The organism is Pseudomonas lini (assembly GCF_030812475.1).
Taxonomy (GTDB): Bacteria; Pseudomonadota; Gammaproteobacteria; order Pseudomonadales; family Pseudomonadaceae; genus Aquipseudomonas; species Aquipseudomonas lini_A.
In genome coordinates this window covers 623,112-639,309 of sequence record NZ_JAUSSR010000001.1, presented here as the reverse complement: position 1 = coordinate 639,309, position 16,198 = coordinate 623,112, and the positions used below count along the sequence as shown (strand labels likewise).

The 16,198-nt window shown below is 58.0% G+C and carries 11 protein-coding genes; 10 read left to right on the top strand and 1 reads right to left on the bottom strand.

Features of this window, described 5'->3' with window-relative positions; translation table 11 throughout:
• Positions 1–3: 3 nt before the first annotated feature.
• The 10 genes from pvdM (at position 4) to dinB (ending at position 15,106) form a co-directional block, all read left to right on the top strand.
• A complete protein-coding gene (gene pvdM, locus J2W17_RS02915; RefSeq protein ID WP_307328894.1) occupies positions 4–1,353 on the top strand; it encodes a pyoverdine-tailoring dipeptidase-like protein PvdM in 1,350 nt (449 codons plus the stop codon).
• 29 nt (positions 1,354–1,382) lie between these two features.
• Entirely contained in the window at positions 1,383–2,663 is a 1,281-nt protein-coding gene (gene pvdN / locus J2W17_RS02910) for a pyoverdine-tailoring periplasmic protein PvdN (RefSeq protein ID WP_307328892.1), read from the top strand.
• 142 nt (positions 2,664–2,805) lie between these two features.
• Positions 2,806–3,669: a dihydropyoverdine dehydrogenase gene (pvdO, locus tag J2W17_RS02905; RefSeq protein WP_307328890.1), complete on the top strand. Its 864-nt coding sequence runs from the start codon at positions 2,806–2,808 to the stop codon at positions 3,667–3,669.
• A 230-nt stretch (positions 3,670–3,899) separates the two neighbouring features.
• Entirely contained in the window at positions 3,900–5,549 is a 1,650-nt protein-coding gene (locus tag J2W17_RS02900) for a cyclic peptide export ABC transporter (RefSeq protein ID WP_307328887.1), read from the top strand.
• 177 nt (positions 5,550–5,726) lie between these two features.
• The gene (locus tag J2W17_RS02895; RefSeq protein WP_307328884.1) at positions 5,727–8,186 is read left to right on the top strand and encodes a TonB-dependent siderophore receptor; all 2,460 of its coding nucleotides are present in this window, start codon (positions 5,727–5,729) and stop codon (positions 8,184–8,186) included.
• Between the two features lie 675 nt (positions 8,187–8,861).
• Positions 8,862–9,251: an adenosylmethionine decarboxylase gene (gene speD / locus J2W17_RS02890; RefSeq protein ID WP_307328881.1), complete on the top strand. Its 390-nt coding sequence runs from the start codon at positions 8,862–8,864 to the stop codon at positions 9,249–9,251.
• The gene (locus J2W17_RS02885) at positions 9,235–10,641 is read left to right on the top strand and encodes a coproporphyrinogen-III oxidase family protein (protein ID WP_307328878.1); all 1,407 of its coding nucleotides are present in this window, start codon (positions 9,235–9,237) and stop codon (positions 10,639–10,641) included. The genes speD and J2W17_RS02885 overlap by 17 nt, the downstream gene beginning before the upstream one ends.
• Before the next feature lie 22 nt (positions 10,642–10,663).
• Positions 10,664–11,878: an MFS transporter gene (locus J2W17_RS02880; RefSeq protein WP_307328875.1), complete on the top strand. Its 1,215-nt coding sequence runs from the start codon at positions 10,664–10,666 to the stop codon at positions 11,876–11,878.
• A 40-nt stretch (positions 11,879–11,918) separates the two neighbouring features.
• Positions 11,919–14,000 (top strand): ornithine decarboxylase, encoded by a 2,082-nt coding sequence (locus J2W17_RS02875; RefSeq protein WP_307328872.1) that lies wholly within the window; start codon positions 11,919–11,921, stop codon positions 13,998–14,000.
• A 23-nt stretch (positions 14,001–14,023) separates the two neighbouring features.
• Complete coding sequence (gene dinB / locus J2W17_RS02870; protein ID WP_307328868.1) at positions 14,024–15,106, top strand: DNA polymerase IV; 1,083 nt, start codon at positions 14,024–14,026, stop codon at positions 15,104–15,106.
• 47 nt (positions 15,107–15,153) lie between these two features.
• Here dinB and J2W17_RS02865 read toward each other — a convergent pair whose 3' ends face one another.
• Positions 15,154–16,110 carry an alpha/beta hydrolase gene (locus J2W17_RS02865; RefSeq protein WP_307328866.1) on the bottom strand — a complete coding sequence of 319 codons (957 nt, stop codon included), beginning with the start codon at positions 16,108–16,110 and terminating at the stop codon, positions 15,154–15,156.
• Between the last annotated feature and the right edge of the window lie 88 nt (positions 16,111–16,198).

Here is a 16,198-nt window from a genome sequence, read left to right as displayed (position 1 = left end):
GCAATGACAAAACCACGTTCGAAAAAGGCGCTCTTCATCGGCCTGCCGCTGGCCCTGGCGATCTGCGCCGGTGCAGGCTATGCGGCCTGGGATTACTGGTTCAAGGACAACCCCGGTTACCCGGTCAAGGTGATGAAACAGGCCGATGAACTGCAGGAACGCATGCTTTCGTTCGACAGCCACATCACCGTGCCCATGGATTTCGGTACCGCCGGCAACGAAGCCGACAAGGATGGCAGCGGCCAGTTCGACCTGGTCAAGAGCGGTCGCGGACGGTTGTCCGGTGCGGCCCTGACCATCTTCGGCTGGCCGGAAATCTGGAACGGCGACAACGCCCCCCACCGCCCCACCGAAGGATTCGTCGACGAAGCACGTTTCGAACAGGAAACCCGCTACAAGATCATCAGCACCATGGTCCGCGACTTCCCCAACCAGGTCGCCATCGCCTACACCCCCGACGATTTCCGGCGCCTGCACGGCGAAGGCAAGTTCGCGATCTTCCTGAGCATGCTCAACGCCTATCCCCTGGGCAACGACCTCGACGCCCTGGACAAGTGGGCGGCGCGCGGCATGCGCATGTTCGGCTTCAGTTACGTGGGCAACAACGCCTGGGCCGACTCCTCGCGACCGCTGCCGTTTTTCAACGATTCCCGGGACGCCCTCGGCGGCCTGTCGGAAATCGGCAAACAAGCCGTGCACCGCCTCAACGACCTCGGCGTGATCATCGATGTGTCGCAGATGTCGACCAAAGCCCTGGAGCAAGTCGCCCAATTGAGCCGCACTCCGATGGTCGCGTCACACTCGGCGCCACGTGCCCTGGTGGACATCCCGCGCAACCTCAGCGACCAGGAAATGCAGCTGATCAAGAACAGCGGCGGCGTGGTGCAGATTGTCGGTTTCCCGACCTATATCCGCCCCCTGAGCCAGGCGACCCAGGACAAGCTCAACGCCCTGCGCGCCCGCTTCGACCTGCAACCGCTGCAAGGGCTGGAGATGGCACTTATGCCGGGCGATCCGGTGATCACCGTCTGGTCCGAGCAACGCTTCGGCGAGTACGCCAGCGAGCTCTACGCGATAGTCGACGAAGAACCCAAGGCCACCCTCAAGGACTACGGCGACGCCATTGATTATGCGGTGAAGAAGATCGGCATCGACCACGTCGGCATCAGTTCCGACTTCAACGACGGTGGCGGCCTCAATGGCTGGAAGGACGTCAGCGAGGGGCGCAATGTGACCGCCGAGCTGCTCAGCCGCGGCTATAGCGAAGCCGATATCGCCAAGCTCTGGGGCGGCAATTTCCTGCGGGTCTGGGACCAGGTGCAGCAGTCCTCCAGGCCTGTGGCCAAACACTGACCCCTCTTTTGCACAAGCGAACCGAGCTCATGACCAACCGTCGTTCATTCCTCAAGCAGGCCGGCATTCTCGCGGCGGGCCTGCCCCTGGGTGCCGCCGTAAACCTGCCGGCGCTGGCCACCAGCCCGGCACCGCTGGCCACGGACAAATGGGCGCAGCTGCGCCAGCTGTTCAATCAGGATCCGAACTACCTGCACTTCGCCAACTTCCTGGTGACCTCACACCCAAGACCCGTGCGCGAGGCGATCGAACTGCACCGCGCCAACCTCGACCGCAACCCCGGCCTGGCCATGGATTGGGACCTGGGGGAAACCGAAAAACGCGAGCACCAGGTGCGGGTCTGGGCCAGTCGTTATCTCAAGGCCGCACCGGAACAGATCGCCCTCACCGGCAGCACCACCGAAGGCCTGTCGCTGATCTATGGCGGCATCCATGTGCGCCCCGACCAGGAAATCCTCACCAGCGAACACGAACACTACGCCACCCATTACGCTTTGGCTTACCGCCAGCAAAAGGACGGGGTCAAGGTGCGCAAGCTCAAGTTGTTCGAGCACAGCCACGGTGTTTCGGTGGATGAAGTGGTCGGCACAATTGCCAAAGGCCTTCGCCCCGAAACCCGGGTGCTGGGCATGACCTGGGTGCAATCGGGCAGCGGCGTGAAACTGCCGATCGGCGAGATTGGCAAACTGGTGGAGGAACACAACCGCAATCGCGACGAGAAGGACCGCATCCTGTATGTGGTCGACGGTGTGCACGGTTTCGGCGTCGAGGACCTCGACTTCCCCGACATGCATTGCGACTTCTTCATTGCCGGCACCCACAAATGGATGTTCGGCCCGCGCGGCACCGGGATCATCTGCGCCCGTTCGGCCGAGCTCAAGGATGTGACGCCGACCATCCCGACCTTCTCCGAGGCCACCACCTTTTCGACCATCATGACCCCCGGCGGCTACCACAGCTTTGAACATCGCTGGGCGCTGGACGAAGCCTTCAAGCTGCACCTGGAGTTGGGCAAGGCCGAGGTCCAGACACGCATCCATGCGCTCAATACCTACGCGAAAAATCGTTTGCTGGAGCAGCCGCGGATCGAACTGGTCACACCGAAAAGCCCTCAGCTGTCCGCCGGTTTCACCTTCTTCCGGGTCAAGGATCGGGAATGCGAAAAAGTCGCGCTGCAGCTGATGCAGAACGGTGTGGTCTGCGACTCGGTCGAGCGTGACGTCGGCCCGGTGATCCGCATTGCCCCGGGCCTGCTCAATACGGAAAACGACATCGACCGGTTCATCACCTTGCTGAGCAAGACCACATGACGCCTCCCCCCTGTAGGAGCTGGCTTGCCAGCGAAGGCGTCGTCACAGCCAACAAAGATGTTGAATGTGACGGACCCTTCGCTGGCAAGCCAGCTCCTACAGGTTTCGTTATCGCGCCGATATTCTTTGATCGAGATGCCTCATGAACCAGAATCTGCTGACCTTGGCCCTGACTGCACTCCTCGCAGGCCTCCTGCCAACCGCCGTCCAGGCCACCACCCCGCCGCAACCGGGCAAAGTATTCAAGGACTGCCGCGATTGCCCGGAAATGGTGGTATTGCCCGCGGGCACTTTCACCATGGGCACCCCGGATGACGAAGCCGGGCGCGAACCCGATGAAGGTCCGATGCACGAAGTGACCTTCGCCAAGCCGTTCGCCATGAGCCGCTTCCAGGTCACTGCCGGCGAATGGGACAGCTACATGCGCGAGAGTGGGGTCACGATCGCCAATGGCGATCCCCGCCCCGGTCGCGAATGCGTCGCCAGCAAGCCACGTTATCCGCAAAGCCCGCGCCAGCCGGCGGTGTGCATGAACTTCGACGACGTGAAAAACTACGTCGCCTGGCTGTCGAAAAAGACCGGACAGAAGTACCGCATGGTCAGCGAAGCGCAACGCGAATATGCGGCACGCGGCGGCAGCAAAGGGCCGTTCCCCTTCCCGTTCGATGAAGGCAAGGAATACAGCATCGCCAGGCACGCCAACACCTATGGTCCGGTGGATGGTTACAGCTACAGCTCGCCGGTGGGCAGCTACCCGCCCAATGCGTTCGGGATGTACGACATGCACGGCAATGTGTATGAGTGGGTCGAAGACTGCGAACACCCGGACTACGTCGGCGCCCCCACCGATGGCAGCGCCTGGGTCGAAGCCAACTGCGAAGCGGTGCGCATTCGCGGCAACGACTGGGGTGAAGCCCCGGTGTTCTCCCGCTCTGGCAACCGCAACAGCCAGTACCCGCTAGAGCGTGGCGACTGGATGGGTTTTCGCATAGTGCGCGATCTCTAACCCCACACGCGATCCGCTGTAGGAGCTGGCTTGCCAGCGAAAAGGCCGGCACATCCAACATCATCGTCGCCTGTGACGCCGCCTTCGCTGGCAAGCCAGCTCCTACAGGGGCAGCGTCGATCAGGGGGCGTGTTGATCAGTCCTGCCGCCAGTCGGCGCCCTTGTAAATTAACCCCTCCACCAGACGTTCTACTGGGTATCTGCCTTTACGACCCAAGGAACCGTCTTCCATGACCCAGCCAACCCGTGGCGCCATCGGCGAATTGTTCGCCCTGTTGAAACCCTTTCGACTCATTGTCGCGGCCTCCATTTTCCTGGGCATGGTCGGCGGCCTGAGCGTCACGGTATTGCTGGCGACCATCAACAACGCCCTGCATTCGGAAACCGGCCTGAGCCAAGGCGTTGTCGCGTTGTTCGCCGGCCTGTGCCTGCTGGCGCTGGCCAGCTCGATCTGTTCGGACATCGGCACCAACTATGTCGGCCAGCACATCATCGCCACGCTGCGTAAACAGTTGGGGGAAAAGGTCCTGTCGGCGCCGATCGAACAGATCGAACGCTATCGCAGCCACCGCCTGATCCCGGTGCTGACCCACGACGTCGACACCATCAGCGACTTCGCCTTCGCCTTCGCCCCGCTGGCGATTTCTCTCACTGTGACCCTGGGCTGCATGGGCTACCTGGCGATCCTGTCGTGGCCGATGTTCCTGATCATGGTCGCCGCGATCCTGATCGGCACGGCGATCCAGGCCTATGCCCAAAGCAAAGGCGTGCAGGGTTTCATGGCCGCCCGCGACGCCGAAGACGAATTGCAAAAACACTACAACGCGATCGCCGAAGGCGCCAAGGAACTGCGCATTCACCGTCCGCGCCGCCAGCGCATGTTCGTTTCGGGCATCAAGGCCACCGCCGAGTTCATCTGCAACACCCAGGTGCGCTCGATCAACACCTTCGTCATCGCCAAGACCTTTGGCTCGATGCTGTTCTTTGTCGTTATCGGCCTGGCCCTGGCCCTGCAAGCCTTTTGGCCGAGCGCAGACAAAACCGTGATGAGCGGCTTCGTGCTCGTGCTGCTGTACATGAAAGGTCCGCTGGAGCACCTGATCAGCACCTTGCCCATCGTCAGCCGGGCGCAGATCGCCTTTCGCCGGATCGCCGAGTTGTCAGAGCAATTTTCCACCCCTGAACCGCACCTGCTGCTTAGCGACCAGGGCAACGTCAAACCCGTGGTCCACGAGCTGAAACTGGCCGATGTGCGTTTCGCTTTCCCGGCAGCCGAAGGGGCCGCGCCGTTTCAGCTCGGGCCGGTGAACCTGACGATCAAGCAAGGCGACATCACCTTCATCGTCGGCGAGAACGGCTGCGGCAAGACCACGCTGATCAAATTGCTGCTGGGCCTGTACACGCCGCAGCAGGGTGAAATCCGCGTCAACGGCGTGGGCATCGACGCGCAGAACCGCGACGACTATCGCCAGTTGTTCACCACCATCTTTGCCGACTATTACCTGTTCGATGACGTGGTCCAGGGCGATACGCACATCCCCGAAGACGCCAACAAATACCTGCAACGCCTGGAGATCGCGCACAAGGTCAGCGTCAAGGACGGCAATTTCACCACCACCGACCTTTCCACCGGCCAGCGCAAACGTCTGGCTCTGGTCAATGCCTGGCTCGAGGAACGTCCGGTGCTGGTGTTCGATGAATGGGCGGCCGACCAGGACCCGACCTTCCGCCGGATCTTCTACACCGAGCTGCTGCCTGACCTGAAGCGCCTGGGCAAGACCATCATCGTGATCTCCCACGATGACCGGTATTTCGATGTGGCGGATCAGTTGGTGCGCATGGAAAGCGGACGGGTTGTCACCGAAATGGCCCCTGCCTGAACACTGTTTACCTGTGGGAGCGGGCTTGCTCGCTCCCACAGGTTTCTTTCAGTTTTGACTTCTTCGCAAATTTTATTTTTCCGGTTTCTTTCCGGTTTTCCGTTCGTGCTGCGTCTAATAATCATTCCTATTAACAAAAAACTCTGCACAACACTTTTTCAGGAGCTCAGGTTAGTAATGCGACCTCAAACCCGCCGCACACCACTCGCGCTGGCCGTACAGCGTCCGACTCTGCATCGCACCCTGTTTACCAGCGTACTGCTGACCGCCACCTTGCTGGGGAGCTCGATGGCCAATGCTGCACCTGTAAAAGTCAGTATCCCGGTCCAGCCGCTGTCCAGCGCGCTGACTGAACTGGGCATGCAGACCAACCTGCAGATCCTCTACAGCCCTGACCAGGTCGCCGGGATCAAGTCCCGCGCGGTATCCGGTTCTCTGGAGCCTTCCCAGGCCCTGGCGGAACTGCTCAAGGGCACCGGCATTTCGTTCCAGATCAACGGCAACACCGTCACCCTGGTCTCCGGCGGCGGCTCGAGCCTGCAACTGGGCGCGACCACCATTTCCGGCCAGGCCCTGGGCCTGAACACCGAAGACACCGGTTCCTACACCACCGGCGCGACCACCACCGCTACCAAGTTGCCGCTGACCCTGCGTGAAACGCCGCAATCGGTGACCGTGGTGACTCGTCAGCAGATGGATGATCGCGGCGCCACCAGTGTCGGCGACGTACTGCGCAACACCCCAGGCGTCACGATGCAGAAGTACGACAGTGACCGTACCGAGTTCTCGTCCCGCGGATTTGCCATCACCAACTATCAATACGATGGCGTCAACATCCCCTACGACGGCGTCTACGGCGAAAACCCGAACAACAGCGACGACTCCGCCAGCCTCGACCGCATCGAAGTCATCAAAGGCGCGACCGGCCTGATGACCGGCTCGGGCGACCCGTCTGCCACCGTCAACCTGGTGCGCAAGAAACCGACCAAGGAATTCAAGGCCTCGGTCAGCGCCACCGCCGGATACTGGGACAACTACCGCACCGAAGGCGACATCTCCGGTTCGCTGACCGATTCCGGCAACGTGCGTGGCCGCTTCGTCGGCGCCTACCAGGACAAAGATTCGTACATCGACCACTACAGCCAGAAGAAAGACCTGTTCTACGGCATCCTCGAAGCCGACCTGACCGACGACACCCTGCTGACCTTCGGCATCGACAAGTCCAGCGCCACCCCGCGCGGCAGTTCCTGGACCGGTAACTCGCCGTTCTTCACCGACGGCGGCCGTACCGACTTCTCGCGAAGCTTCAACCCGGGCGCCGACTGGAGCCGTCGCGACTTCGAGAGCACCACCTATTTCGCCTCGCTGGAACAGGCCCTGGCCAACGACTGGAAACTCAAGGTCAGCCTCGACCAGAAAACCACCGACCACGATACGCGCCTGGCCTCGGCCAGCGGCGGCAACCCGGACCGTACCACCGGCGAAGGCATGTTCTTCTACTGGGGTCGCTGGGAAGGCCATCGCGTGCAGAACACCGCTGACGTGAACGTCTCCGGCCCGTTCACCCTGGGCGGTCGCGAGCACGAACTGGTCGCAGGTTTCATGACGTCGCACTCGCGCCAGACTGGTGCCACCTACGACACCAGCGCCTTCGAAATGGTCCCGGGCAGCATCTTTGACTGGAAAGGCAACCTGCCGGTCCAGGACTTCCCGAAAAACGGCAAGTACGAGCGCACCACCAGCCAGAACGGCGTTTACCTGGCCACGCGCCTGCGTCCGACCGATGACCTGTCCTTCATCCTCGGCAGCCGTCTGAGCACCTTCAAATACAACGAAGACTACAGCTACTACCCGGGCGGCACCCTGACCGACACCCACGCCAGCTACAAGGAACATGGGGTCGTCACGCCTTACGCCGGTGTGGTCTATGACCTGAACGATACGTACTCGGTGTATGCCAGCTACACCAGCATCTACCAGCCGCAGATCTACAAGGACGCCAGCGGCAAGACCCTGGAGCCGGTGGAAGGCGACGCCTACGAGACCGGCCTGAAAGCGGCGTATTTCGATGGCCGACTGAACGCCAGCCTGGCCTTCTTCCGCATCGAACAGGACAACGTCGCCCAATACGTCACCACCGACGGCACCGGCCAGGACGTGTACGAAGCCATCTCCGGCGCCACCACCAACGGTGTGGAACTGGAACTGGCCGGCGAACTGGCGCAAGACTGGAACGTCTCCGCCGGCTACACCTACGCCCGCACCCGCGACCAGGACGAACAACGCATCTTCGGCTTCCCGCTGGCCACCAGCAAACCGGAACACAGCGTACGCACGTTCACCACCTACCGCCTGCCGGGCGCGCTGAACCAGGTCACCGTCGGTGGCGGTATCAGCTGGCAGAGCGCGTTCTACGGCCAGACCTTCAGCCCGACCGATGGCAGCGTCAATCTCAAGCAAGGCGGCTACACCCTGGTGGACCTGATGACTCGCTACAAGTACGACGAACACCTGAGCTTCACCGTCAACGCCAACAACGTCTTCGACAAGCGGTACCTGACGGGCCTGGGCAACTTCGGCACCACCTTCTCCGGCGAGCCGCGTAACATGCAGGTCACGGCGAAGTATGATTTCTGAGCGCTGAGCTGAACTGAGAAATGCCCGTGTCGTGAGATGCGGGCATTTTTTTGAGTTACCGAGCAACCCCAAGGCGCACAAGCCGGCGGATTCTGGCGTAACTGTAGGCAATGGCGCAAGGTGATGTAGCTTGCGGGAAGTCATCATGCGTTCAATTAAACAAGTACTGCATTGCACGTTTAATAGTGACAACTATCCAGATCTGCATCTTGAAATGTAGGAATTTTCTGACGTATTTATCGTGGTGATTTGATACAGTTATCGCGAACAAGCGTTATCCCATTACAAACCCTCGCAACAGATATTTGATCCTTCCAGCGCTCCCGCATGGAAATAACGCCAGCGCGGCTGAACACACCTAGCCGCGTACATGCCTGAAAATCGTCAAAATAATTAAGGCCCGACGAACTCAGAAAAATCTCTTTACATTTTTCGACTTTCGCAACAAATTCTTTCTGCTAATTTTTGTAACGCCCATTGACGCAGGGCAAATCTAAAAAACCTGAACAAGGAACGTACTATGAAATCGGCAATCGACCTGTTTAAAACTGATGTGACTGGCGTTACCACCAAAGGCGTTTGCCTCTGGTAAATGCACAAAGGAGAGGGGAGTTAAACCTCCCCTCTTTTTAATTGCGCCACCTCAGCTTCTTAGGGACAGGAGCAACAACCATTATGGATGACTTTGGCTATCATACGATTTGGGATATTACCGGTGCGGATGCCCGCTTGTTAAAAGATGCACCTGCGCTGCACGACTTTTTCCTCGATACCTTGGAACGTTCGCGTTTCACTGTGCTTGATCACCTGACACACAAATTCGATGCTGGCGGCGAGGGGGTGACAGGCCTCTATTTACTGTCAGAATCTCATCTTTCTTATCACACCTACCCGGAAAACCACTACATCAGTATCGACGTCTATACCTGCGGTTCGAATAACATGTCGATCAACGAAGGCATTCAGCTATTTTTCGGCAGCGATGTGCAGATAGCCACCCGCACACTTCTTCGCGGAAGCAATGTTATTATTCCCGAAGAGGTGCAAAATGAAACTTGTCAATAACGGGATGATTAAATTCGACTATCAGTTTCCCTTGTACAATTTCTTCTTCCCTTCGCAATCCCTGAACGTCTTTCGTCCCAGCGAGACACAGTTGTCTGACCTGCTCAATGGCGCCAACGCCACGGCGAAGTCAAGGGCACTGTATTTTCATATCCCGTTCTGCGAGGCCATCTGTTCGTTTTGCCCGTTTACCCGTGGCCTATACAAGAATGAAGACGATATCAACCGTTACACCAGGGCACTGATAAAAGAAATCGAATATAAATCCCGGCTGATGGACTTCAAAACCGTCCCGATCAGGGCGATCTTCTTCGGTGGTGGCACACCTTCATTGCTCTCGCCACAGAATATCAATGACATCGGTGAAGCACTGCACCGTTATTTCGACATGTCGACGGTCGAGGAGTTTTCTTTCGAGTTCAACATTACCAGCGTCACGCGGGAACGCAATGTCGCTCTGGCAGACATTGGCGTTACGCACGCGCGCTTTGGCTTGCAGACCACTGATCCCACCTGGCGCAAACTGTTCAATCTCAACGAAGACATTGCCGAAATCGAGCGAGCGGCCAACCTGCTGGTGCCAACGTTCGAGCATGTTCTGTGCGACATTATGTACGGCATGAACGGCAGCAGCGAGACTCAGACCCTGGCAGATATCGACAAAGCCGTCGAGCTAGGTCTGAGCAACATTGATATTTACCCGATCAACAACGTTGCCACATCGGTAAAACTCCACAAGCAAATCAAAGAGCGCACTGCCGAGGTTTTCTCGGCAATGCGTAAATTGAACATGAAACTGATGATCGACGAACACATGCGCCATAAGGGCTACCTGCCCTACAACGGCCATGGCTATGTGCGGCGCACGAGCGCGCAACCGACATTGATTACTCGCGAGTATTCGTTCATCTACCATGAGCATGTCTACGGCTATACCGACCATGACCTGCTGGGCTTCGGCGTCGGGGCCATCTCGTCGGTCGCGGAAAACGTGATCACCAACACCTCGTTGCGCGAGCAATATATCGCCAAGATGACCGCCGGTGACTATGTCTGTCAGATCAGCCGGCATGACCCGGTGCTTGATCTAGTCAAGCCCGTCGTTCTGCGGCTTCCTTACCACGGGGAAATCGAGAAGTCCAGGGTGGCGATGAATCAGTTGCCTCAAGGCCTGATAAACCGATTGCACGAATTGGTCAAAGCGGACCTGGTCATTGAAACAGACACGAGCTTCGAACTGACCAGGCTGGGTTGGTTGTGGTACAGCAACATTATGTTTTATTTAATACCGGAAAGTGAACAGAACATCTTGAAAAAAATAGTGTTCGAGAAGCTCAGCGCCAATGGAAGAGACATAACGCGGGATGAGTTGATTTACTCCGCAGGTTAGAATTACTTAGCAGGTAATGAATATGCGGGCACTTGTGTTAAACCACGGCACTCAACGGCTTTCGGCCGCTTACTTCTTTTCAAAATGTGGCGAGTTTGCATTTGAAACGGCGTTTGCCGTGGCTGTTGTCACCCTGACCGATGCGGACTTTCTATTAATTGGCCTGGTCTATTTTTTCCGTTACCTGCCCAGCGCATTTTTTTCTCCAGTGGGCGGTTGGTTGGCCGATAACGTTGAAAAGAAGTCCACGCTGGTCGCCGTTGAATTATTGAAGTGCACAGTAGCAATGGCCCTGTTTGTGGTATTCGAACATGCCCAGGCTACGGTAGCGGTGGTCATCTTTGCATCTATGCTCATGACCGCGCTTGACTGCCTGTACACCCCGACCTTTCGTGCCTATTTTCCCGACATCGTAGACAACGACGACCTACCTTCTGTGAATAGTGGGATACAGGTAATTGAAGATATCTCTTCGATCATCGGCCCGCTCATATTCTCCCTTATTACAATCCTGGTGGCTCCCAGCTATGCATTTGCATTCTTCTCGGCCAGCTTGCTAATGTCAGCCGTTTGTACGCTTACCCTGCTGTCATCACCGAGAAGCACGAAGGAGCCATTCAACCTGATGGCTATTTTCAAGGATGCCACTCGCAGCGTCGGCAGCCTGCAAAAATTCAATACCCCGCTATTTACCGTCATTTGTTGCACCACACTGTGCGCCATGTTTGCCACATCTGTCATCCGCTTCATATTGCCGGCAGCGGTCATTGAAAACTTTCAGTCTGAAGCCGCTGTAGGTTACATATTTTCCCTGCTGGCGCTAGGGACTGTGATCGGCGGCATGCTGTACGTGAAATTCAACTCGACGACAACCCCGCGTTCGGTAGTCCTTTACTGGCTGCTGTACGGCGTACTTTTTTTACTCACCGCCGTCGCCCTGGAGTTCAATACCTACCTGTTCGTGTGCTTGCTTCTGTGCGTTGGTTTTATCGGTGCCTTTGTAGACATTGCAATCATCACCAACATTCAGTGCCTGTCGAAACCACAGGAAGTCGGAAAAAACTTTTCCCTGTACTACTTCACGGCTGTCATTGGCGACGCCGTGTCCGGCCTTATTGCAAGCCTCATGTTCCTGATCGTGGGGCCGGCCACTTTTATTGGCATGACTTTCATGCTGTGTATTGCACCATTGGGTTGGAGCGTAAGAAGAGATGATACAGACAAGGATCGTTTGTAGTACCACAGTCCACTTTGATGAGCAGCCAGGGCTCGCGGTCATGGCTTTTGCAGAGTGCAGTGATCTGCTCTGGGCTTCCGTGCTGGTTCTGACCCCGGAAGATGCGCTGACGGATCGCGTGATTGACTGCGTCGATACATGGCGTATCCCATTGTTTGTGATTCAGGACGGCGAACAGAACCTGCGTTCTTCAACGCTCGCGATACTTCGCCCGACTCTGCTTCAGATACCGTTGTCGGACGCTGCCACAACCTGCGTGATCAATGCCGCCAGAGCCTTCGAATCAACGGTGTTGCCGCCTTTCAGTTCGGCAATCGCCGAATTCGTCTCAAAGAAAAGACCTACCTTTGCCTGCCCAGGTCACCAAGGTGGACAGTGTCTGGGCCTGCACCCCGCCGGATTGCGCTTCAGACAGCTGCTGGGCAGCGAAATCTTCACCGTGGATGTGCCCCACGCAGCGCCAGAACTTGGCGATGTGCTCAGCCATGAGGGGCCCATCAAGCAGGCAGAGGATCTCGCTGCCCAGGTGTTCAATGCCGACGAAACGTACTTCGTCCTGAACGGTACCTCGACCGCCAACAAGATTGTCACCAGCGCGTTGCTCACGGCGGGCGATCTTGTTTTGATGGATCGAAATAATCACAAGTCGGTGTATTTGGGTGCGCTAGTGCAAAGCGGGGCGAGTGCGGTGTACCTCGATAATTTTCGCGATGACTGCGGCGTGCTCGGTGGCTACCGAAAAGGCGCCTTGCAAGAGGATCAGCTCAGGACCAGGGCGGCCAGAATCGATGAGACCAGGGCCAGGCAGCCCAGGCCGTTTCGACTGGCAATCGTGCAGCACGCCACATGCGATGGCGTCGTAGTGGACGCCGGCGCGCTACTGGAGCGCATCGGTCACCTTTGTGATTACGTTCTGTTCGACTCCGCCTGGTTGGGCTACGAGCCATTTGTCGACCTGCTTGCCCACAGATCGCCACTGCACATTCCACTCTCGCCGGATGCACCTGGCATCATCGTGACGCAATCTGTCCACAAACAGATGTCCGGCCTTTCGCAAACCTCGCAGATCCATAAAAAGGATAGGCATATCCAGCATCAGCAGCGCTATTGCTCAGGCCACGTGTTCAACAGCGCATTCATGCTGCATTCATCGACCAGCCCGTTCTATCCCTTGGTCATGTCATTGGAGATCAACGCGGCCATTCATGCCAATGGCAACGGTCAACGGCTATGGAACGCCGTTGTCTCAGTAGCTAGCAAATTCAAACGACAGGTCGATCGGCACTGCCGGATCATCAAACCGTACTACGGCAACAGGACGCCGCAGGCTCCGAGCGCGCTGGACGATCTTGCCCTGGGAGTCTACGCAGAGGATTTCCGCCCTGTCAGCCGCAACGCCAGCCCAATCGAAGGTGGCCTGCACTATCTGGACCCATGCAAGGTCATTTTCACCACGCGCGCGAGCAAAAACGCAGCAGATTCCGGGGACGTTTCCATTCCTGCGGGCATCGTTACTTGCTACCTCCGAGAGATGAACTTCACCCCGGAAAAATCCGACTTCTATAACTTCACATTACTGGTATCTCCCTCTTCCGACGCAGCGCAGCTGACTCGACTGATGTACGCACTGAAGCAGTTGGAGCTGGAACTGGCGGACGGTGCATTGGTCACCGACGTATTGCCGTCACTTGCGAACGGCGGGCACGGTTACATCAATATCTCCTTGCGTGAACTGTGCAACGTCATCAACAACCTGTTCCAGCACTACCAGATCGAACAGCTTCAATCGGACATATTCAGCTCTGTGACGGCGGCGCAGGCAGCGTTGTCGCCCCATGCGGCAAACCAGGCCTTCGTTCGCGGACAATTCAGGCTGATCGGTGTTGCAGACGCCCTGGACTGTGTGGCTGCCGAGGGGGTGATCCCGTATCCGCCTGGGGTCATGTGCATTGCGCCCGGAGAGTGCTGGAATGCGGCATTGATCGATTACCTCATGGCTGTGCAAGCCCTGATCAATATCTACCCGGAGTTCGCGCCCCATATCCAAGGTGTGTACTACAGCCAGCACGAGGACGGTACGGTGACGCTGCAGGTCAATGTACTGGACGGTGTAACAGTCTGATGACGATGCGTACAGGAAGGTAAATGACTGCCACGACAAAGGGCAAAAACGAGCGCAAGTTCATTCATGTCGACATGGATTCTTTCTTTGTCTCCGTTGAACTCCTCGACGCGCCCCATCTAAACCAGCACCCCGTGGCAGTGGGCGGCACGGCTTCCGAACGCGGCGTGATCAGTACGGCGAACTACATCGCCAGGAAGTTTGGTGTCAAAAGCGGCCTGGCTACCGCGACAGCACAGCGCATGTGTCCCGATCTGGTTCTGCTGCCAGTGCGGTTCGAGGCATATGAGGCTATTACCCGAAAGCTCGACGAGATCTTCAGGCGATACACCGACAAGGTAGAGTTTCTGTCACTGGACGAGGCTTCTCTTGAAGTCACGGGGCGCACACGCTTCAACGGCTCGGCCACCCACATGGCCGCGCACATTCGCGCTACGGTTCAGCAGGAACTGGGCTTGACGGCATCTGCGGGAGTCGCGCCGTTGAAGTACCTGGCCAAGATTGCTTCGGAAGTGCAAAAGCCGAACGGAATGTTCGTCATCACACCGAACCAGGTACGCGGATTTCTCGACGACCTGGATGTTCGCAAAATCCCAGGCGTCGGCCCCAAGACCTACGCGGTACTGGAAAACCTGGGCTGCCGACAGTGCAGGGATATTACAGAGGAAAAAATCCCTGCGCTGATGCGCTATCTCGGCGTGCACGGGTTCTATGTCTGGGAGCGATGCCAGGGAATCGAAGATCATGACGAACAGAGCAGCGATATCAAGTCCGTCGGTATTGAAAGAACACTCCCCCGCGACTGCCATATGCTTTGCGATTGCCTGAAAGAACTGGATCGATTGTCGGAAGGCCTGAGGGAGCGTATTGCAGAAGTGGGAGATGACTACCTGATCATCAAAAACCAGGTGAAACTCAAATTCTCCGATTTCTCGATCTCATCCACGGAGGCGCCCGCCAATACCCTTTGCCAACATACCGTCTCGTCGCTTTGCCGGCTGCTCTGGGATACCCGCCGGGAAGGCAGGGCCATTCGGTTGATCGGGCTCTCTGTAAAGGTCAGAAGAAAGGTTCAGGACGATATTCAACTAGCGTTTCCCTGGTAGGTTCAGGCTTTATCGTCCCCACTCTGTGGGAACGATCACACTTCAACTCAAAGTCGCGCCCGCACCCACCCCGCCACCTCCGTATGAATCCCTTCCACCTCACTCAGCAACCCACCCATGCGCATGAAGTCATGGGTCATCCCCGGCTGTTCCAGCAAGGTCAGGTCATTACCGGCAGCGCGCAAGCGCTCGGCGTAGGCCAGCCCTTCGTCATGCAAGGGGTCATGGCCGGCCAGGTACACCAGTGCCGGTGCCAGGCCTGACAAGTCAGCCGCCAGCAACGGCGAGCAGCGCCAGTCCGCCAGGTCCTGGGGCATGCGGGCGTAATGGGTGTAGAACCAGTCCAGCGTCGGCGTCTCCAGCAGGTAGCCTTCGGCAAAGTCGCGGTGCGAGGCGCGATGGGTGGTGGCATCTGTCACGGGATACACCAGCACTTGGGCCTTGGGTTTCAACAGGAGTTCTGCAGGTTCGCGCACGGCCATGATCGATAGCACCGTGGCCAGGGTCGCGCCGACGCTGTCACCGGCCACGGCCACTCGCGTTGCGTCCAGGCCGCGGGCTGCGCCTTCGCGGACCAGCCAGTTGCCGGCATCGCAGGCGTCCTGCACCGGGGTCGGGAAACGCCATTCCGGTGCCAGGCGGTAATCCACCGTCAACAGGGCGAAACCGCCTTGGGCTGTCAGGCGTCGGCACAGCGCGTCGTGGGAATCGAGGCTCCCGACCACGTAACCGCCGCCGTGGAAATACAGGGCCACGGGTTGCAGTCCGTCGACCGGCTTGCCATCGCGATACAACCGCGCCGACAAGCTGTGGCCGTCCCGCGCGGCAATGGTGAAGTCCTCGCAGTCGACGCTGTCCAGCGGCACGTCGAGAAACACCGAGGAGGCTTCGAAGTCGATTCGTGCCTGTTGTGGCGACTGTTCGTGCATGGCGCGGCTTTTGCCGGTCAGGCGGCCGAATTCGGCGAGTTCGAGAAATGCTTCAAGTTCTGGCAACACGGCCATGGGATGAATCCTTTTACGCAATGAGGTCAGTGATCGGGCGGTACACACTATCGAATCGAGCGAATACCCCCTGTAGGAGCTGGCAAGC